The following is a 19084-nucleotide window of genomic DNA, read 5'->3' as shown; positions in this document are numbered from 1 at the left end:
TGGACAGTCTTGCAAAGCGTAGCGTAAATAACGTCTATTATTATAGACAGTTAACGACCCAGGAGGCGAAGCGATGAACAAGGTTGCTCAATATTACCGTGAACTGGTGGCTTCACTGAGTGAACGCCTGCGTAATGGCGAACGCGATATTGATGCGTTGGTGGAACAGGCGCGTCAGCGCGTTATGCAGACCGGGGAGTTAACGCGCACCGAGGTGGAAGAGCTCACCCGGGCCGTCAGACGCGATCTGGAAGAGTTTGCTCTGAGCTATGAAGAAAGCCTCGATGAGGAGACCGACAGCGTCTTTATGCGGGTTATCAAAGAGAGTATCTGGCAGGAACTGGCCGATATTACCGATAAAACGCAGCTCGAATGGCGCGAAGTGTTCCAGGACCTCAGCCATCACGGGGTTTATCACAGCGGCGAGGTGGTCGGGTTGGGCAATCTGGTCTGCGAGAAGTGCCACTTCCATTTAGCGGTGTACACTCCTGATGTGCTGCCGCTATGCCCGAAATGCGGACACGATCAGTTCCAGCGTCGACCGTTTGAGCCGTGATTTTCACCTGAGAGCCGCTAACGCGGCTCTGTGAGGGATTGCGAATGTGTTACGCCACAACGCGTTGATTCCAGGCATCCGTATAGATGATATTTCCATCGCAATGCTTCCATGTGATGCTTTCATAGCGTAGTAGAATGGTTTCAAGATGTGTCCCGGTTGAAGCTCCAGGATAAAGATCTGCGGTAATGGATGTGATTTTCACATTGTTTAGAATGATATTAAAATACTCCTTTTCCATTCCAGCTTCGGTGAGCGTGTACATTTTTATCGTTGCGCATTTAAGTGTCGCTCCTTCGCTTTGAGCCTTATATAGCAGGGGAGTTACACGATCAAATTCTTTCTGAAATTGGATTGGAGCATGAATGCGCGTACCTGTTAGCCGCCCTGTATTACCATCTGTTGGAATATTTACATTATGGGTAAGGGATTTTATTTCTATAGCACCTACTCGATCAGAGACCAGAGACGAACCTACAAGCGGGGAACCATTAGTATCAACTAACCAAAGGTAAGCTGGATTAGACATTATAAATTCCTTTTATGTATTGGCTTAATAAATATATAATATTGGGTTATTTGAATTTTTCGAATTTTTCTGTAATGAACGGATAAAACCAAAAAATAACAATAATACTGATTAGCATTAGCTCCCACCAGTATTCAGGAAATAAATATAACCAGAGTACGGCAAAAAAAATCAAGATTGCTGGGAGTACAAGATTATAGAGTACAACTGATATTAGACTCTTAAACATCGAATCTTTCCATGATTTCGTCGGCAAGCTGATCGAGGTTAGAATAGATACCAGCATGAACTTTCTGTATTATTTCTGAAAGAGCTGGCTCAACGAAGTAATAGAGCATCTCCAGCTTTGCTTGGTAAAGAATCCAATAATAACTTGGATCTATTGCTTTCAGTGCCCGGGCTGCCATAGCTGCTTTTTTGCTGAAACCCATAGACCTGCAGAAGATAAACGCCAACTGGCATTTTACCAGCCAGTTTTTGCGCAACGGCTTTTGACAGAAACTCTGACTGTGCAATAGCTTCCGCCATAGCTGAGGCTACAGCAAACCGCGTACCACTTGCCACTGTTATACGAGCAGCAAGGTTTGCTGCGTTGCGAACCATCTTTTGGGCAGATCCTTCTTTGTTACCTTCTTTAACATCTTTGCTCACGGTCAGGAAATATAAATACAGCATATATGTAATAACATCACGGTATCTGAATATAGACATGATGGAATAAACAGTCCTTATCTCTTCAGATTTCAATTCCTGACATACATCATTATATCTGGGGATTAAACAGCTCGAATACCAGCTAGCTCTTTCTATTCCTGAATAAATATCAGAGGCGATACCTTTTGCGGCCTGTATCGTATTTGTGAATCCATTCTCAATATATATAGATAACTGCCTGTCATTCTGAAACCTTACCCTGAGATAATCTGAAGCATTCATTCAGTGTTCCTCTGATTTGTTGTGCCGGATGTTGCATGATACATTAATCTGCTGGGGGGATTTATTCGGTATTACCTGACAAATTAATGAAGTAACGCAGTATTCACGTTCGCTATTAGCTAACAGTAAGATCGCTATGATTCAACATAGCGATCTTACTCAATGATAAATTTCAGGCGTAAAATTTCAAACGCTCCGCTAGCAGATCGACAAAACCTTCGCGATCCACGTCCACCATTACGGTGGCGTTTGGCTTATTGCCGCTCAGGAAGTAGTAGTCAACCACGGTCATTCCCTGGGTGTATTTGCCCTGAGTTTCCACACCAACCCAGCGTTCAACGGTGGTAAACAGTTCAGGTTTCAGCAGCCAGGCAATGGTGCATGGATCGTGCAGCGGCGCGCCAATAAATCCCCATTTTTCATCTTTGTGATATTCAAAGAAGAAGTCGAGTAGCTCTGCAACGATTGTCGAAATGGGATTGCCGATAGCGCGGAACCGTTCGGTATCTTCACGATGTATTTGCGCTTTATGCGTGACATCCAGTCCAGCCATCACCACCGGAATGCCCGACTGGAACACGATCTCAGCGGCTTCTGGATCCACGAAGATGTTGAACTCAGCGGCGGGCGTCCAGTTTCCGAGGCCCATTGTCCCACCCATGATCACGATACGGGCGATTTTGGGGTGCAGTTCAGGATGGCTATTCAGTAGCAATGCCACGTTAGTTTGCGGCCCGGTGGAGACAATCGTCACCGGTTCCTGACTGTTACGCAGGGTTTTCGCCATCAATTCCACGGCGGTACAGTCCTGTGGAACAAAAGCGGGTTCAGGCAGCGCCGGGCCATCAAGCCCGCTCTCACCGTGGACGTTATCGGCAATTATCAGGTCGCGCATCAGCGGTTTGACTGCGCCACCGGCCACTGGGATATCCGTGCGGTTGAGCAACGTTAACATACGCAATACGTTACGCAGTGTTTTGTCGGGGGTCTGGTTACCGGCAGAGGAGGTTATCGCTTTCACATCCAGTTCAGGTGAAGCGAGGGCGAGAACAATTGCGATAGCGTCGTCATGACCTGGATCGCAATCAAACAGGATAGGAAGTGCCATTGTTGCTCCTTGTAAGTGGGACTTTGTGACAAGGTTAACGCTGGGCTGTGCCTGTTTCGAGAAGTGAAGAGATAAATCGTGAGGTGGCGCGCACATGGAGGTGCGCGCCAGCAAGATTAGTGCAGGATTTTCGCGAGGAAGTCTTTGGCACGGTCTGATTTTGGATTAGCGAAGAACTCTTCTTTCGGTGAGTCTTCAACAATCTTCCCTTCATCCATGAAGATCACCCGGTTCGCCACTTTACGCGCAAATCCCATTTCGTGGGTAACTACCATCATGGTCATCCCTTCATTGGCCAGTTCAACCATGACGTCCAGTACTTCGTTGATCATTTCTGGGTCGAGTGCTGACGTCGGTTCGTCAAACAGCATAGCGATAGGATCCATGCACAGCGCCCGGGCGATGGCGACACGCTGTTGCTGGCCCCCGGAGAGCTGAGCTGGAAACTTCTCGGCATGCGCTGACAGACCAACGCGTTCCAGTAACTTTTGCGCTTTATCGCGGGCCGGCTTTTTATCGCGTTTAAGCACTTTTACCTGCGCCAGAGTCAGGTTCTCAATAATCGACAGATGCGGGAACAGTTCAAAGTGCTGGAACACCATGCCAACGCGAGAGCGCAGTTTGGCCAGATCGGTCTTTTTATCATTCACCACGGTACCATCAACGGTGATGACGCCCTGTTGTACCGGCTCCAGCCCGTTCACCGTTTTGATAAGCGTTGATTTACCTGAACCTGACGGGCCGCAGACCACCACCACTTCACCTTTTTTCACTTCCGTGGAGCAGTCGGTCAGCACCTGAAAGTGACCATACCATTTAGAAACATTTTTCAGGGTAATCATTAAACTGTCCTTTTCTTCAAATAGCTGACCAACAACGATGCGCTCAGACTGAATACAAAATAAACGGCGCCAGCAAACAGGATCATTTCAACCTGCGTGCCGTCACGCTCGCCAATGGTGGAGGCGGTACGGAAGAAGTCTGCCAGACTCAATACATAGACCAGCGAGGTATCCTGGAAGAGTACGATGCCCTGGGTAAGCAGCAGCGGCACCATCGCGCGAAATGCCTGCGGCAGAATGATGAGCTTCATCGACTGCCAATGGGTCATCCCCAGCGCCAGCGCGGCACTAGACTGCCCGCGAGAAATACTCTGGATACCGGCGCGGATAATCTCGGAATAGTACGCGGCTTCAAACATCGAAAATGCGACCATCGCTGAGATCAGGCGAATATCGGTTTTTGGCGACAGACCCAGCACGTTTTGCAGGAAGCCGGGCACAATCAGGTAGAACCACAGCAGCACCATCACCAGCGGAATGGAGCGGAATACGTTGACGTAGCCCTTCGCAAACCAGGCAATCGGCGTGAAGCTGGACAGACGCATTACTGCAAGGATGGTCCCCCAGACGATACCAATGACGACTGCCGTGACGGTGATTTTCAACGTGATGATCAGCCCATCCAGCAGATACGGCAGGGAAGGGACGATAGAACTCCAGTCAAATTCGTACATTATTTGCCTCCCAAATTGCCAGGCAGGCGGATTTTGCGTTCGACGAGATTCATCACCAGCATGATGACGGCGTTAATCAGTACGTAGGCCAGAGTGATGGCCGTAAACGATTCCCATGCGTGGGCGGAGTAATCCAGTAGTTTACCCGCTTGCGCAGCCATATCGACCAGGCCGATAGTGGAGGCGATCGCGGAGTTCTTTACCAGGTTCATCATCTCTGAGGTCATTGGCGGAACAATCACGCGGTAAGCGTTTGGCAGCAGAACATAGCGGTAGGCCTGCGGCAACGTCAGTCCCATCGCCAGCGCGGCATTTTTCTGTCCGCGAGGCAAAGACTGAATAGCGGCACGAACCTGTTCGCAGACGCGCGCAGCGGTAAACAGCCCCAGACAAAGCATGGATGAGAGGAAGAACTGAATGTTGGGATCCAGTTCTGACTTAAACCACATCCCGATGTTTTCCGGCAGCAGTTCAGGAATGACCAGATACCAGGTAAAAAACTGGACGATGAGCGGAACGTTACGAAACAGCTCGACGTACAGCGTGCCGATCCCGGAAAGGAAACGATTTGGTACGGTACGTAAGATGCCGAATAAAGAGCCGATGAGGAAAGCGATAACCCAGGCGGTGATAGATAACGCGACAGTGACCTGGAAACCACTCCAGAGCCAGCCGAGATAGGTGGTGTTGCCGAACGGGGCTTGTTGTAAAAAAATACCCCAGTTCCAGTCTATAGACATAAATCTACTCCAGAAAAAAAAGGGTAGCAGCGCTACCCCCGAAGATTGTTATTCAGCGTTTTGCGGTTTTCAGGCCTGATGGGGAACGACCATCAGGCTTATAGTCTGTCCGTGCTGAGTAGCAATCGAGAGGGAGGGGAAGCCTCCCTGATTACACTTCATCCTTCAAGATATCTCGTTGTTGGCTGCCTTTATTCATCCCGGTTACTTACTCATGTAAGCGCCCGGGAATTCGCTCAGTTGCCGCCTCGATATAACTTGAAAGGTTTTGTGTACTCTTCTAATTAATTAGTTAAGCGCTTTATCATTCGGTTCTTTGAACAGGGCTTTCATCTCGTCTGACAGTTCGAAATTCATGTTCAGGTTCTTCGGTGGAATTGGATTTTTAAACCACTTATCAAACCATTTCTCAGCTTCGCCTGAGGTCTGCGCCTTGGCGATAGTGTCATCCATCAGCTTTTTGAACTGAGGGTCATCTTTACGCAGCATGCAGCCGTAAGCTTCCTGAGACTGTGGCTTGCCGACGATCTCCCAGTTGTCTGGTTTCTTCGCCTTCGCGCGCTCGCCAGCCAGCAGGGCGTCATCCATCATAAAGGCAACGGCGCGGCCGCTTTCCAGAGTACGGAAAGAGTCACCGTGGTCTTTCGCGCTGATGATGCGCATATCCATTTTTTGCTCTTCATTCAGCTTGTGCAGCAGCACCTCTGAGGTGGTACCCGAAGTCACGACTACGGCTTTACCTTTCAGATCGGTGAAATCTTTGACGTCGCCGCCTTTTTTCGCCAGCAGACGAGTACCAACAACGAAAATGGTGTCAGAGAAAGCCGCTTGTTTTTGGCGCTCGACGTTGTTGGTGGTGGAGCCACATTCAAAGTCGAAGGTGCCGTTTTGCAGCAGCGGGATACGGTTTTGTGAAGTAATCGGGATCAGTTTCACCTGCAGGTCAGGCTTGTTCAGCTTTTTCTTCACGGCTTCAACGATCGCGTTGGAGTAATCCTGTGAATAACCGACCACTTTTTGCTGGTTATCGTAGTAAGAAAACGGTACCGATGATTCACGGTGGCCGACCACAATCACGCCGTTTTTGGCGATCTTGTCCAGCGTGCTGCCTGCCGCTGGTGCTGCGTCTTCTGCGTGCGCCAGACCGGCGGACATTCCCATGACCAGCATGGCAGTGGCGAGCTTACGTAATTGCATATCCAACTCCTTTATCGTCTGCGCCAGGGACGCATTGATACCCATTGTGATGTTGTTATTGTTTGCTACTAAAACGTGCAGTCTTGTATATGTTTGTTAACATTTAGTTTGGATGAATGTAAAGAATTTGCTGTTTTATTGTTTATTTTTGCGAGGTGCGCCGCACCATTTGGGGGCAAAAATATCTTGTTGCACTTTTCAGGTGCTACCGGCGCTCAACGTTGGTGCGACCAGGTTGCACATTCAGCCAAAACTGCATTTGTCTTGTAGAACAAAGCAATAGACGTGCCAGAATGGGGAGCGGGAAATGTTTTGTGGGCCGGATAAGCGAAACGTTATCCGGCCGGGAATGGAAGGTTACTTACGACGTTGGCGCAGGCTCATTACCACCGCACCAAAGCCAAACAGCGCGGTAAGCAGCCAGAGCGGCCAGTTACCGGTACGGGCATAAGGGGTTAAGCCCGTCGTTGGCGTCACGCTGGTGGTCAGGACCTGGCGGGTAAACTGCGGGATCATCGCCTGAATCTCACCCTGTGGACCAATCACCGCCGTAATACCGTTGTTGGTGCTACGCAGCAGAGGGCGCGCCAGCTCGAGGGAACGCATACGCGCCATCTGGAAGTGCTGCCACGGGCCGATGGATTTACCAAACCATGCATCGTTGGAAATCGTCAGCAGGTAGTCCGTATCCGGGCGGAAATTATCCCGTACCTGTTCGCCAAGAATGATTTCATAGCAGATGGCAGCCGTCAGCTTAAAGCCGTGCGCATGCAGCTGTGGCTGCACATAAGGCCCACGGCTGAAAGACGACATTGGCAGGTCAAAGAACGGCGCTAACGGGCGCAGGATCGATTCCAGCGGGACGAACTCGCCAAACGGTACCAGATGGTTTTTGTTGTAGCGGTTGCTGGAGTCGTAACTGTACGGGCTGTCTTTACCCAGCGTGATGATGGTGTTGTAGGTGTCGTAACGATTCTGCTTGTTCAGACGTGCGTCAACGATACCGGTAATCAGCGTGCTGTTTTTCGATCTCAGCAGGTCATCCATCATGCCCAGAAAACGCTGCTGATTAATTTCCAGGTCCGGGATAGCGGATTCTGGCCAGATGATCAGCTGTGATTTGCCCATCTCAGGCTGGGTGGCGTCGAGATAAATCTTCAGGGTGTTGAGTAACTGACCTTCATCCCATTTGAGCGACTGCGCAATGTCACCTTGCACCATCGAGACCTGAGTGGTTTTTTCCGGCTCAAGCGTGTACCACTGGATATAGCGCAGCGGAAAGGGCAGAGCAAAGAGCACTAGCGCGGCAATCAGCGGCTTCCAGTTACGCGTCACCAGCGACAGCGCCAGCAGGCCGCTAACCACCATCAGCAGGAAGTTAATCGCCTCAACGCCCATTACCGGAGCCAGCCCTTTTAACGGACCGTCGATCTGGCTGTAGCCGAACTGTAGCCACGGGAAGCCGGTCAGTACCCAGCCGCGCAGGAATTCGGTTATTTGCCAGACGACCGGCGCGGCAATCGCCACGCGTATCCAGGTGGTTTTCGGCCACAGACGCGCCAACACGCCGGCAAACAGGCCGTTGTAGAGGGAAAGGTATGCGGCAAGCAGAACCACGAGGAACACATTAATGGGGCCCGGCATACCGCCAAACTGCGCGATGCTGACGTAAACCCAGTTGATGCCGGAGCCAAACAGCCCCAATCCCCAGAAGTAGCCGATTGCGGCAGACTGGAGCGGACGGCGATTGAAGGTAAGAGCCTGCAGGCCCATCAGCGAAACGATCGCAGCGGGCCAGATGTCATACGGAGAGAAAGCCAGCGTCCCGCAGGCACCGAATAATAACGCCAGCAGCAGGCGAATGCGCTGGCGTTCAATTAATGGGGCAAATGCCATGTAGTCTTAGATCCAGTTTCGGGTTTATTCGTCCAGTTTGGGCTGGGGTGAGTCGTCCGGAATTCTGACATGAACCTGAATAATACGACGGCTGTCGGCCATTGCCACTTTGAACTGGTAACCATCAATGTCGATAGTCTCCCCGCGCGCGGGCAGATGACCAAAGGCCTGCATGACCAGCCCGCCGATGGTATCTACTTCTTCGTCGCTAAAATGGGTACCGAAAGCGTCGTTGAAGTCTTCAATCGGCGCCAGAGCGCGAATGGTCCAGGTGTGGCGACTGAGCTGACGGAAATCGATATCGTCTTCTTCGTCGTACTCATCTTCAATTTCACCCACGATCAGTTCAAGGATGTCCTCAATGGTCACCAGACCTGAGACACCGCCGAATTCGTCGATGACGATAGCCATATGATAACGCTGGGAGCGGAACTCTTTCAGCATGCGGTCAACTCGCTTGCTTTCAGGTACGACAACCGCCTGGCGCAACACTTTCTCCATGCTGAAGGCTTCGGCATCGCTGCGCATAAACGGCAGCAGATCTTTGGCCATCAGAATCCCTTCAATGTGATCTTTGTCTTCGCTGATCACCGGGAAACGCGAGTGGGCAGACTCGATAATGACATCGAGACATTCGTCCAGGGTCTGGTTGCGTTTCAGGGTAATCATCTGAGAGCGAGGGATCATGATGTCGCGCACGCGTTGGTCCGCAATATCCATCACCCCTTCGAGCATATCGCGCGTATCTTCATCGATAAGGTCGTTTTGCCCGGAATCACGGATCAGCTCCAACAGTTCGTCGCGGTTTTTTGGTTCACCGTGGAAAAGTTGGCTCAGTAACAGGGAGAAAAATCCCTTTTTGCTGTTTAAGGTGTCACTACTGTGTGAGTTGTCGTCGCTCATGGCGTCGTATGGGTTCTCATGTTAGTTAATACAAAGCTCGTCATGCGTATATTCAGCTGTTGACGGCATGTCTCTTCATCGTACTTCAAACCAGGTAAGCCGGATAAGGCGCAATACCTGATGGCGGCTGCGCCTTATCAGGCTTACAAGATTTCGAAATGCTTATTCTTTCTCGGCAATGTACGGATCCTCATAGCCCAGAGCAAGCATAATCTCTGTTTCGAGGGATTCCATCTCTTCCGCTTCATCGTCTTCGATGTGGTCGTAACCGAGTAAATGCAGGCTACCGTGCACCACCATGTGCGCCCAGTGGGCCTCAAGCGGTTTGCCTTGTTCCTGCGCTTCTTTCTCGACTACCTGACGGCAGATGATCAAATCGCCCAGCAGCGGCATTTCAATGCCCGGCGGGGCTTCAAACGGGAAAGAGAGTACGTTGGTTGATTTATCTTTCCCGCGATAGGTCAGGTTCAGCTCGTGGCTTTCCGCGTCATCGACCAGACGAATGGTAACTTCAGACTCTTCCTGAAACTGTGGGATCACCGCATCCAGCCAACCCTGAAACTGACTTTCTGTTGGTAAACCGGATTCGTCTTCACATGCCAGCTGTAAATCGAGAATAACCTGACTCATTTTTGTTCCTGCTCCTGAGCTTCGCGCTTGCGTTCTGCAGCCAGCTCGGCTTTGCGTTTCTGTTCTGCTTCTTCCCAGGCTTCATACGCCGTGACGATACGGGCGACCACCGGGTGGCGAACCACGTCTTCGCTATGGAAGAAATTAAAACTAATTTCGTCGACTTCAGCCAGTACTTCAATGGCATGACGCAGACCGGATTTGGTGCTTCGCGGCAGGTCAATCTGGGTGATATCGCCGGTGATAACCGCTTTGGAGTTAAAGCCGATACGGGTCAGGAACATTTTCATCTGTTCGATGGTGGTGTTCTGGCTCTCATCAAGAATGATGAACGCATCGTTTAATGTACGACCACGCATGTAGGCCAGCGGCGCAACTTCAATGACGTTACGCTCAATCAGCTTTTCGACCTTCTCAAACCCGAGCATTTCGAACAGTGCGTCATACAGCGGTCGTAAGTAGGGATCGACTTTCTGGCTGAGGTCACCCGGCAGGAACCCGAGTTTTTCGCCCGCTTCCACTGCCGGGCGGGTCAGCAGAATTCGACGGATCTCCTGACGCTCAAGCGCATCAACCGCAGCGGCAACCGCAAGATATGTTTTACCCGTACCCGCAGGGCCAACGCCAAAGGTGATGTCGTGGTCGAGGATATTCGCAATGTATTGTGCCTGGTTCGGCGTACGCGGCTTAATTACCCCGCGCTTGGTTTTGATGTTCACCGCTTTGCCAAATTCCGGCACGCTGTCTGCGCTTTGCTCAAGCACTCGCGCTTCTTTAATTGCCAGATGAATTTGTTCAGGCTCAATGTCCTGCGTCTGACCACGCATTGGGGCAGTATCGACGTACAGGCTACGTAAAATATCTGCCGCCGCGGTGACGCAAATTGGGCGACCGGTCAGCTTAAAGTGGTTATCACGGCGGTTAATTTCGATGCCGAGGCGACGTTCCAGCTGCTTGATGTTGTCATCAAATGGGCCGCAAAGGCTCAACAGGCGGGCATTGTCTGCGGGTTCAAGGGTGATTTCACGAGTGTCTATGTTCAAACTGTTCCTCTTTTGCATGTCTTGCCGGACGCTGAACATTTACCGGCATCTAAGGAAATTATTCACGCCATGGGGGAAAGGCGCAAGCATTGCGATAAATATGGGGATGATGAGGTAGATTACAAGGCCCGCCGGGGCAGCGAGCCCAGAAGAGTAAGCCCGATAAGCGTAGCGCCATCGGGCATTGAAGATTAAGGCTGATAAATACCGACGCCCAGATCGTTTTCTTTGCGGGTACGCGCAATAACCGACTCAGGGGATTCAGCGATGCGCAGGCCCATTTCGTCTTCGGTGCGCACCACTTTACCGCGCAGGGAGTTCGTCCAGACATCGGTAATTTCTACATCCACGAACTTACCGACCATCTCCGGGTTGCCTTCAAAGTTCACCACTCGGTTATTTTCGGTACGGCCAGACAGTTCCATGATGCTTTTACGCGATGTGCCTTCAACCAGAATGCGCTGGATCGTGCCGACCATGCGACGGCTCCAGGCCATAGCTTGCTGGTTAATACGCTCTTGCAGAATATACAGGCGCTGTTTTTTCTCTTCTTCCGGCACGTCGTCAACCATATCGGCGGCAGGGGTGCCTGGACGCGCAGAGAAGATAAAGCTGTAGCTCATGTCAAAATTGACGTCTGCAATCAACTTCATGGTCTGCTCGAAATCCTGCGTGGTTTCGCCTGGGAAGCCAACGATGAAGTCGGAGCTAATCTGGATATCCGGACGCGCTGCGCGCAGTTTGCGGATGATCGCTTTATATTCCAGCGCGGTATGGGTGCGTCCCATCAGGTTCAGTACGCGATCTGAACCGCTCTGTACCGGCAGGTGCAGGAAGCTCACCAGTTCTGGCGTGTCACGATACACTTCAATGATATCATCGGTGAATTCGATCGGATGGCTGGTGGTGAAGCGGATACGGTCAATGCCATCGATCGCCGCGACCAGCCGCAGCAGATCGGCAAAAGATCCGATCGTGCCGTCGTAGTTCTCACCGCGCCAGGCGTTCACGTTTTGTCCCAGCAGGTTCACTTCACGCACGCCTTGCGCCGCAAGCTGGGCGATTTCAAACAGGATATCGTCCGCCGGACGGCTCACTTCCTCACCGCGGGTGTATGGCACCACGCAGTAAGTACAATATTTATTACAACCTTCCATGATTGACACGAAAGCGCTTGGACCTTCAGCACGCGGTTCCGGTAGGCGGTCGAATTTTTCGATCTCCGGGAAACTGATATCAACCACCGGGCTACGGGTGGTACTTCCACGCACTTTGTTAATCATTTCCGGCAGACGATGCAGGGTTTGCGGCCCAAAAATAATATCGACATAGTGCGCGCGTTGGCGAATATGGTCGCCTTCCTGAGACGCAACACAGCCACCGACACCGATGATCAGCTTGGGGTTTTTCTCTTTTAACAGCTTCCAGCGGCCCAACTGATGGAAGACTTTTTCCTGAGCCTTCTCACGGATAGAGCAGGTATTCAGCAGCAGCACATCCGCCTCTTCGGCCACGTCGGTCAGTTGATACCCATGGGTGGCATCCAGCAGATCGGCCATCTTCGATGAATCGTATTCGTTCATCTGACAGCCCCAGGTTTTAATATGGAGTTTTTTGGTCATCGACTTGCTCTTGCGAAATTGTGGCTGAAATGCAGGGCGCATAGTGTACTGCTTTGGCGCGGTTGTGACCAGTATGACGGATGTCAGCCTCAAGGGGTAAAAAATCCTGTAAACTTACACAATACATGTAACAGGATAATTGACCATGACAAATCAACCAACGGAAATTGCCATTGTCGGTGGGGGGATGGTCGGCGGTGCGCTGGCGCTAGGACTGGCGCAGCATGGATTTACGGTAACGGTCATTGAGCATGCCGTTCCCGCGCCGTTTGTGGCTGACGGACAGCCAGATGTCAGAATTTCGGCCATCAGCTCCGCCTCCGTGTCGTTGCTGAAAGGGCTGGGCGTCTGGGATACGGTTCAGGGGATGCGCAGCCATCCTTACCGTCGTCTGGAAACGTGGGAATGGGAAAATGCCCATGTGATGTTTGATGCCGCCGAGCTTAAGCTGCCCTTGCTGGGCTATATGGTGGAAAACACGGTCCTGCAACAGGCGCTCTGGCAGGCTCTGGACGTTCACCCCAAAGTCACGCTGCGCGTGCCTGCGTCGCTGATCTCTCTGCATCAACATAACGATCGGCATGAGCTTGAGCTGGCTGGTGGCGAAAAAATCAGCGCGAAGCTGGTCATCGGCGCCGATGGCGCAAATTCTCAGGTGCGGAAAATGGCCGGGATTGGTATCCATGCCTGGCAATATGCGCAGTCCTGTATGTTGATAACCGTACAATGCGAGAATTCGCCGGGAGACAGCACCTGGCAGCAATTCACCCCTGACGGTCCGCGCGCATTTTTACCGCTGTTTGATAACTGGGCCTCGCTGGTGTGGTACGACTCACCGGCGCGTATCCGTCAGTTGCAAGGTTTGAATATGTCGCAACTGCAGGCGGAGATCGCCAAACATTTCCCATCGCGACTCGGTAAGGTTACGCCTGTGGCAGCGGGGGCATTCCCGCTAACGCGCCGTCACGCGCTGCAATATGTGCAGCCAGGACTGGCGCTGGTGGGTGACGCCGCGCATACCATTCATCCGCTGGCGGGGCAGGGCGTTAATTTGGGGTTCCGTGATGTGGATGCGCTGATTGACGTGTTGGTGAATGCGCGCAGCTACGGTGAGTCCTGGGCAAGTCAGCCGGTGCTGAAGCGCTATCAGAACCGTCGCATGGCTGACAATTTCATCATGCAAAGCGGCATGGATCTTTTCTACGCAGGATTTAGCAACAACCTGCAGCCGCTGCGTATCATGCGTAATCTTGGGCTAATGGCCGCAGAGCGCGCCGGTATGTTGAAACGCCAGGCACTCAAGTACGCGTTAGGATTGTAATTCAGACAGGCCTACAGAGAACGTTGTAGGCCTGGTAAGCGTAGTGCCATCAGATAATAAATGCAGAAAAGCAAAAAGCTCGCCGAAGCGAGCTTTTTTAATATGGCTGGGGTACGAGGATTCGAACCTCGGAATGCTGGTATCAGAAACCAGAGCCTTACCGCTTGGCGATACCCCAACGGGTGCATCCACAGAATGGACGGCTTTTTGAAATTGGCTGGGGTACGAGGATTCGAACCTCGGAATGCTGGTATCAGAAACCAGAGCCTTACCGCTTGGCGATACCCCAACAATTTTTTGGATTTACCGAACGAGTCGATACGTCCTTAATATGGTGGCTACGACGGGATTCGAACCTGTGACCCCATCATTATGAGTGATGTGCTCTAACCAGCTGAGCTACGTAGCCAGATATTATCATATTCTTCGATGGCTGGGGTACCTGGATTCGAACCAGGGAATGCCGGTATCAAAAACCGGTGCCTTACCGCTTGGCGATACCCCAATGACCGTTGCGGTGAACCGCTACATCGAAGAAAAAATGGCTGGGGTACCTGGATTCGAACCAGGGAATGCCGGTATCAAAAACCGGTGCCTTACCGCTTGGCGATACCCCATCCGTGCAACGCTTACGGGTGAATGGTGCGGGAGGCGAGACTTGAACTCGCACACCTTGCGGCGCCAGAACCTAAATCTGGTGCGTCTACCAATTTCGCCACTCCCGCAAAAAAGATGGTGGCTACGACGGGATTCGAACCTGTGACCCCATCATTATGAGTGATGTGCTCTAACCAGCTGAGCTACGTAGCCATCTTTTTTTCGCGTAACCTTATCGGCGTTGCGGGGCGCATTATGCGTATTGAGCCTTGAAGCGTCAACCCCTTTTTCATTGAAAATAGCTGGAATGTGACTGTTTGGTTAGGTTGCGAACAGCATGACGCAATATTCGGCAATTATTAGTTATTAATTGTTTTTTTGCACAGAAAATAGACATAAAAAAGAGCCCCGCAGGGCCCTTTTCTAAGGATTAACTTATTTATAAGCGGACTGATGTACGCCAACCGCACGACCAGAAGGATCGTTCATGGTTTTAAACGCCTCATCCCATTCGATTGCTTTGGCAGAAGAACAGGCAACAGACGGCCCGCCAGGTACACATTCCGCAGCGCTCGCAACCGGGAACAGCTCTTCGAAAATCTCACGGTACAAATACGCTTCTTTAGAAGATGGCGTGTTGTAAGGGAAACGGAAGCTGGCGGTTTCCAGTTGTTGGTCAGAAACTTGCTCAGCGGCCACCTCTTTCAGGGTATCAATCCAGCTGTAACCGACACCATCGGAGAACTGCTCTTTCTGGCGCCATGCAACGCTTGCTGGCAGGTAGGACTCAAAACATTCACGCAGAACATGTTTTTCCATTTTGCCGTTGCCGCACATTTTGTCCTGCGGGTTGATGCGCATCGCCACATCAAGGAATTTCTTATCCAGGAAGGGCACGCGAGCTTCCACTCCCCAGGCCGACATAGCTTTGTTGGCACGGGCACAGTCGAACATATGCAGCGCCTGCAGCTTACGCACGGTCTCTTCGTGCAGCTCTTTTGCATCTGGTGCTTTGTGGAAATAGAGATAGCCGCCAAATACTTCGTCAGAACCTTCGCCCGACAGCACCATTTTAATGCCCATAGCTTTAATTTTACGCGACATTAAGTACATCGGGGTCGAGGCGCGAATCGTCGTAACATCGTAAGTTTCGATGTGATAAATCACGTCGCGGATAGCATCCAAACCTTCCTGCACGGTGAAGTGGATCTCATGGTGTACAGTACCCAGATGGTTCGCCACCTCTTGCGCGGCTTTCAGGTCCGGAGCGCCTTCCAGGCCTACGGCGAAGGAGTGCAACTGCGGCCACCAGGCTTCGCTACGCTCCTGATCTTCAACACGACGCGCGGCGTATTTTTTGGTGATTGCGGAAATGACGGATGAATCCAGACCGCCGGACAGCAATACACCATAAGGAACATCTGACATCAGGTGGCTTTTCACTGCATCTTCCAGTGCCTGACGCAACTCGTTTTTATCGGTAACGTTGTCTTTTACCGCATCGTATTCAAACCAGTCGCGCTGGTAGTACTGACGAATTTCGCCGTCTTTACTCCATAAATAGCTACCGGCTGGGAATTCTTTGATCGTGCGACACACGGGAACCAGAGCTTTCATTTCAGACGCAACGTAGAAGTTACCGTGCTCGTCGTAACCCATATACAGCGGGATGATCCCGATATGATCGCGACCGATCAGATAAGCGTCCTGCTCGCTGTCGTACAGAGCAAAAGCAAACATGCCTTGCAGGTCATCCAGAAACTCTGGGCCTTTTTCCTGATACAGAGCAAGGATAACTTCGCAGTCGGAACCGGTCTGGAACTGATAGCGATCGCCATATTCAGCGCGCAGTGCCTGATGGTTATAAATTTCACCGTTAACCGCCAGGATATGCGTTTTCTTCACGTTGTACAGCGGCTGAGCACCGGCGTTGACGTCGACGATGGACAGACGTTCGTGCGCCAGAATGGCGTTATCACTGGCGTAAATACCCGACCAGTCCGGGCCGCGATGGCGCATCAGACGAGACAATTCCAGGGCTTTTTTACGCAGTTCAACTGCGTCAGTTTTAATATCGAATACGCCAAAAATAGAACACATAACCTTCTCCGTTAACCTGTTGCGTGATGCTTTTTATGTTTGCTTGATAAAGAAAATGCCGCAAACCTGGAGAGGGCGCAAGTGAATTACGGGTCAGAAAATAAAAAACGCAATGGTCATTGTGGATTGGTGAAAAAAGATTACGGAATAGACGGGTTTATTAATGAATCGATAATTTTATGGCGGTTTTATTAAATGGAAGGATTTCTTCTGGCCGGATATGACGCGGGGGCGTCTTATCCGGCTTACGCATCAAATCACATCAATTTCCGCAACGGACGGGTAAATCCAGCTTGGTCTGAACGGCATGCTGTCAATGTCGTCGAGCGTCGAAACGCCAGACAATACCAGGATAGTTTCGAGACCCGCCTGGAAGCCCGCCAGAATATCGGTACGCAGGTTGTCGCCAACGATAACGGTCTCTTCCGAATGCGCCTGCATTTTGTTGAGCGCCGCGCGAATAATCCACGGGCTGGGTTTGCCCACATAAAACGGCTTGCGGCCAGAGATTTTTTCGATACCGGCGCACAGCGCACCACAGGCGGGATAAAAGCCGCGTCCGTGAGTATCCGGGTTTGTGGCGATGAAACGCGCGCCGTTGGCCACAAAATATGCTGCTTTATGCATCATGTCCCAGTTATAGGATCGCGTCTCGCCAACAATCACAAAATCGGGGTTCACGTCAGTAATAGTAAACCCGGCTTTATACAGCTCGTGAATTAACGCACCTTCACCTACCACGTAGGCCTTTTTCCCTTCCTGGCGGCGAAGAAAATCAGCGGTAGCCATGGCGGAAGTATAAAAGACGCTATCAGGGACATTCACACCCGCGGTGGCGAAGCGGTTTGCCAAATCCTGCCCGGTCTGTGAAGGATAGTTAGTCAGCAAAACTAACGGCAGGCCTTTTTCCAGGATCCCAGTCAGAAATTCTGCCGCACCCGGTACGGCAACATTGTCGTGCATCAGCACGCCGTCGATATCACAAATTACATTCTTAATGGCCATGGACAATCCGACATCAAAAAAAGAAGGCATTACTATACACAAAATACACTAAATCATTCGAGTTGCATCAAGGCGGCACAAGTCTGAGAACCCCGGGAGCTTACTGAAGTAAGTGACTGGGGTGAGCAGATGCAGCTAACGCAGAGGCTGCTTGGTATTAGCTTTCCAGCAAACGTTGCAGCAATGTACCGTTGAGCATCGCACGCTTCACCAGCGCAAAGGCGCCAATGGCTGAGCGGTGATCCAGCGTGGAACGAACCACCGGTAAATTGTGGCGAAACGCTTTCAACGCCTGCGTGTTGATACAGCTTTCTATAGCAGGCAGCAGCACTTTATCAGCTTCGGTAATTTCGCCCGCAATGACGATTTTTTGTGGGTTAAACAGGTTGATGGCGATGGCGATGGTTTTACCCAGGTGACGACCAACGTGCTCAATGACTTCTGATGCCAGGTTATCGCCTTTATTAGCCGCCTTACAGATGGCTTTAATGCCGCAATCATCCAGCGTGAGTCGGCTTGGATAACCCTGTTTCAATAAGTTCTGCACGCGGTGTTCAATAGAGGCATTGGCGGCAATTGTTTCCAGACAGCCGAAATTACCGCAGTGACAGCGCTCACCCAGCGGCTCTACCTGAATATGGCCAATCTCACCCACGTTGCCATTGCGACCAATAAAAATTCGGCCATTGGAGATGATTCCCGCCCCGGTTCCGCGGTGAACACGCACCAAAATGGAGTCTTCGCAATCCTGGCTTGCCCCGAAATAGTGCTCGGCCAGCGCCAGACTGCGAATATCGTGACCGACAAAGCAGGTGACCTTAAAGCGTTTTTCGAGTGCTTCGACCAGCCCCCAGTTTTCGACCTGAATGTGCGGCATATAGCGGATGACGCCGCTTTCAGGATCAACCAGGCCTGGCAGAATGACGGAAATCGCAACCAGCTCGCGGATTTTCCGCTGGCAGTTCTCAATAAAGGTGGCAATGGTGTTGAGCAGCGCATACTCCAGCGTTTCCTGGGTGCGCTCCGGGAGGGGATAATGCTCTTCAGCGACCACTTTACTGCTCATATCATAGAGCGTGAGCGTAGTATCGTGGCGGCCTAAGCGAACGCCAATCGCGTGGAAATTGCGGGTTTCGGTGACGATAGAGATAGCGCGGCGGCCCCCGGTGGAGGCCTGCTGGTCGACTTCTTTGATCAGCCCGCGTTCGATCAATTGACGCGTAATTTTCGTTACGCTGGCGGGGGCAAGCTGGCTTTGCTCGGCAATTTGAATTCGCGAGATTGGCCCATGCTGGTCAATCAGGCGATAAACCGCCGCGCTGTTAAGCTGTTTTACGAGATCAACATTACCTATTTGAGCTTGTCCGCCTGGTGTCATTCTTTCT

At 51.4% G+C, this 19084-nt stretch carries 17 protein-coding genes and 7 tRNA genes; 2 read left to right on the top strand and 22 right to left on the bottom strand.

What is annotated here, in order from left to right:
- The first annotated feature begins 73 nt into the window (after positions 1–73).
- A complete protein-coding gene (locus OGW44_RS17565; RefSeq protein ID WP_003022748.1) occupies positions 74–556 on the top strand; it encodes a zinc ribbon-containing protein in 483 nt (160 codons plus the stop codon).
- Between the two features lie 49 nt (positions 557–605).
- Here the strand turns inward: OGW44_RS17565 and OGW44_RS17560 are convergent, their stop codons facing one another.
- From OGW44_RS17560 to miaB, 12 genes are all read right to left on the bottom strand, one after another.
- Entirely contained in the window at positions 606–1085 is a 480-nt protein-coding gene (locus OGW44_RS17560; protein ID WP_019076262.1) for an Hcp family type VI secretion system effector, read from the bottom strand.
- 318 nt (positions 1086–1403) lie between these two features.
- Positions 1404–2021 carry a hypothetical protein gene (locus tag OGW44_RS17555; RefSeq protein ID WP_260490169.1) on the bottom strand — a complete coding sequence of 206 codons (618 nt, stop codon included), beginning with the start codon at positions 2019–2021 and terminating at the stop codon, positions 1404–1406.
- A gap of 172 nt (positions 2022–2193) precedes the next feature.
- Positions 2194–3129: a pyrimidine-specific ribonucleoside hydrolase RihA gene (gene rihA, locus OGW44_RS17550; RefSeq protein ID WP_185654270.1), complete on the bottom strand. Its 936-nt coding sequence runs from the start codon at positions 3127–3129 to the stop codon at positions 2194–2196.
- A gap of 116 nt (positions 3130–3245) precedes the next feature.
- A complete protein-coding gene (gene gltL, locus OGW44_RS17545) occupies positions 3246–3971 on the bottom strand; it encodes a glutamate/aspartate ABC transporter ATP-binding protein GltL (RefSeq protein ID WP_003022754.1) in 726 nt (241 codons plus the stop codon).
- Entirely contained in the window at positions 3971–4645 is a 675-nt protein-coding gene (gene gltK, locus OGW44_RS17540; protein ID WP_185654271.1) for a glutamate/aspartate ABC transporter permease GltK, read from the bottom strand. The genes gltL and gltK overlap by 1 nt, the downstream gene beginning before the upstream one ends.
- The gene (gene gltJ / locus OGW44_RS17535) at positions 4645–5385 is read right to left on the bottom strand and encodes a glutamate/aspartate ABC transporter permease GltJ (RefSeq protein WP_016152241.1); all 741 of its coding nucleotides are present in this window, start codon (positions 5383–5385) and stop codon (positions 4645–4647) included. Before gltJ ends, gltK begins: the two co-directional genes overlap by 1 nt.
- 288 nt (positions 5386–5673) lie before the next feature.
- The gene (gene gltI, locus OGW44_RS17530) at positions 5674–6582 is read right to left on the bottom strand and encodes a glutamate/aspartate ABC transporter substrate-binding protein GltI (RefSeq protein ID WP_185654272.1); all 909 of its coding nucleotides are present in this window, start codon (positions 6580–6582) and stop codon (positions 5674–5676) included.
- Between the two features lie 357 nt (positions 6583–6939).
- Positions 6940–8478, bottom strand: a complete 1539-nt coding sequence (lnt, locus tag OGW44_RS17525) for an apolipoprotein N-acyltransferase (protein ID WP_185654273.1) — start codon at positions 8476–8478, stop codon at positions 6940–6942.
- A gap of 24 nt (positions 8479–8502) precedes the next feature.
- A complete protein-coding gene (corC, locus tag OGW44_RS17520) occupies positions 8503–9381 on the bottom strand; it encodes a CNNM family magnesium/cobalt transport protein CorC (protein ID WP_005121418.1) in 879 nt (292 codons plus the stop codon).
- Between the two features lie 162 nt (positions 9382–9543).
- Positions 9544–10011: an rRNA maturation RNase YbeY gene (gene ybeY / locus OGW44_RS17515; RefSeq protein WP_003835559.1), complete on the bottom strand. Its 468-nt coding sequence runs from the start codon at positions 10009–10011 to the stop codon at positions 9544–9546.
- The gene (locus OGW44_RS17510; RefSeq protein WP_019076268.1) at positions 10008–11054 is read right to left on the bottom strand and encodes a PhoH family protein; all 1047 of its coding nucleotides are present in this window, start codon (positions 11052–11054) and stop codon (positions 10008–10010) included. The genes ybeY and OGW44_RS17510 overlap by 4 nt, the downstream gene beginning before the upstream one ends.
- Before the next feature lie 191 nt (positions 11055–11245).
- Complete coding sequence (gene miaB, locus OGW44_RS17505; protein WP_185654274.1) at positions 11246–12676, bottom strand: tRNA (N6-isopentenyl adenosine(37)-C2)-methylthiotransferase MiaB; 1431 nt, start codon at positions 12674–12676, stop codon at positions 11246–11248.
- A gap of 145 nt (positions 12677–12821) precedes the next feature.
- Here miaB and ubiF point away from each other — a divergent pair, with 145 nt between their 5' ends.
- A complete protein-coding gene (gene ubiF, locus OGW44_RS17500; protein ID WP_053388592.1) occupies positions 12822–13997 on the top strand; it encodes a 3-demethoxyubiquinol 3-hydroxylase in 1176 nt (391 codons plus the stop codon).
- A 103-nt stretch (positions 13998–14100) separates the two neighbouring features.
- On the opposite strand, the gene OGW44_RS17495 is transcribed toward ubiF, so the two are convergent.
- From OGW44_RS17495 to nagC, 10 genes are all read right to left on the bottom strand, one after another.
- Positions 14101–14175, bottom strand: a tRNA-Gln gene (locus tag OGW44_RS17495).
- A gap of 36 nt (positions 14176–14211) precedes the next feature.
- Positions 14212–14286, bottom strand: a tRNA-Gln gene (locus OGW44_RS17490).
- 43 nt (positions 14287–14329) lie between these two features.
- Positions 14330–14406 (bottom strand) — tRNA-Met (locus OGW44_RS17485).
- 21 nt (positions 14407–14427) lie between these two features.
- Positions 14428–14502, bottom strand: a tRNA-Gln gene (locus OGW44_RS17480).
- A gap of 37 nt (positions 14503–14539) precedes the next feature.
- Positions 14540–14614 (bottom strand) — tRNA-Gln (locus tag OGW44_RS17475).
- A 23-nt stretch (positions 14615–14637) separates the two neighbouring features.
- Positions 14638–14722 (bottom strand) — tRNA-Leu (locus OGW44_RS17470).
- 8 nt (positions 14723–14730) lie between these two features.
- A tRNA-Met gene (locus OGW44_RS17465) sits at positions 14731–14807 on the bottom strand.
- Positions 14808–15029: 222 nt separating this feature from the next.
- Positions 15030–16694 carry an asparagine synthase B gene (asnB, locus tag OGW44_RS17460; protein WP_003835552.1) on the bottom strand — a complete coding sequence of 555 codons (1665 nt, stop codon included), beginning with the start codon at positions 16692–16694 and terminating at the stop codon, positions 15030–15032.
- Between the two features lie 252 nt (positions 16695–16946).
- A complete protein-coding gene (gene nagD, locus OGW44_RS17455) occupies positions 16947–17699 on the bottom strand; it encodes a ribonucleotide monophosphatase NagD (protein ID WP_005121413.1) in 753 nt (250 codons plus the stop codon).
- A gap of 157 nt (positions 17700–17856) precedes the next feature.
- On the bottom strand, positions 17857–19077 hold the full coding sequence (nagC, locus tag OGW44_RS17450) for a DNA-binding transcriptional regulator NagC (protein ID WP_016152247.1): 1221 nt from the start codon (positions 19075–19077) through the stop codon (positions 17857–17859).
- Between the last annotated feature and the right edge of the window lie 7 nt (positions 19078–19084).

The sequence above is a fragment of the Citrobacter sp. Cb023 genome (assembly GCF_030336805.1).
Lineage (GTDB): Bacteria > Pseudomonadota > Gammaproteobacteria > Enterobacterales > Enterobacteriaceae > Citrobacter > Citrobacter braakii.
Note: the sequence above shows the minus strand (reverse complement) of the source record. Positions and strands in the feature narration are given on the sequence as shown.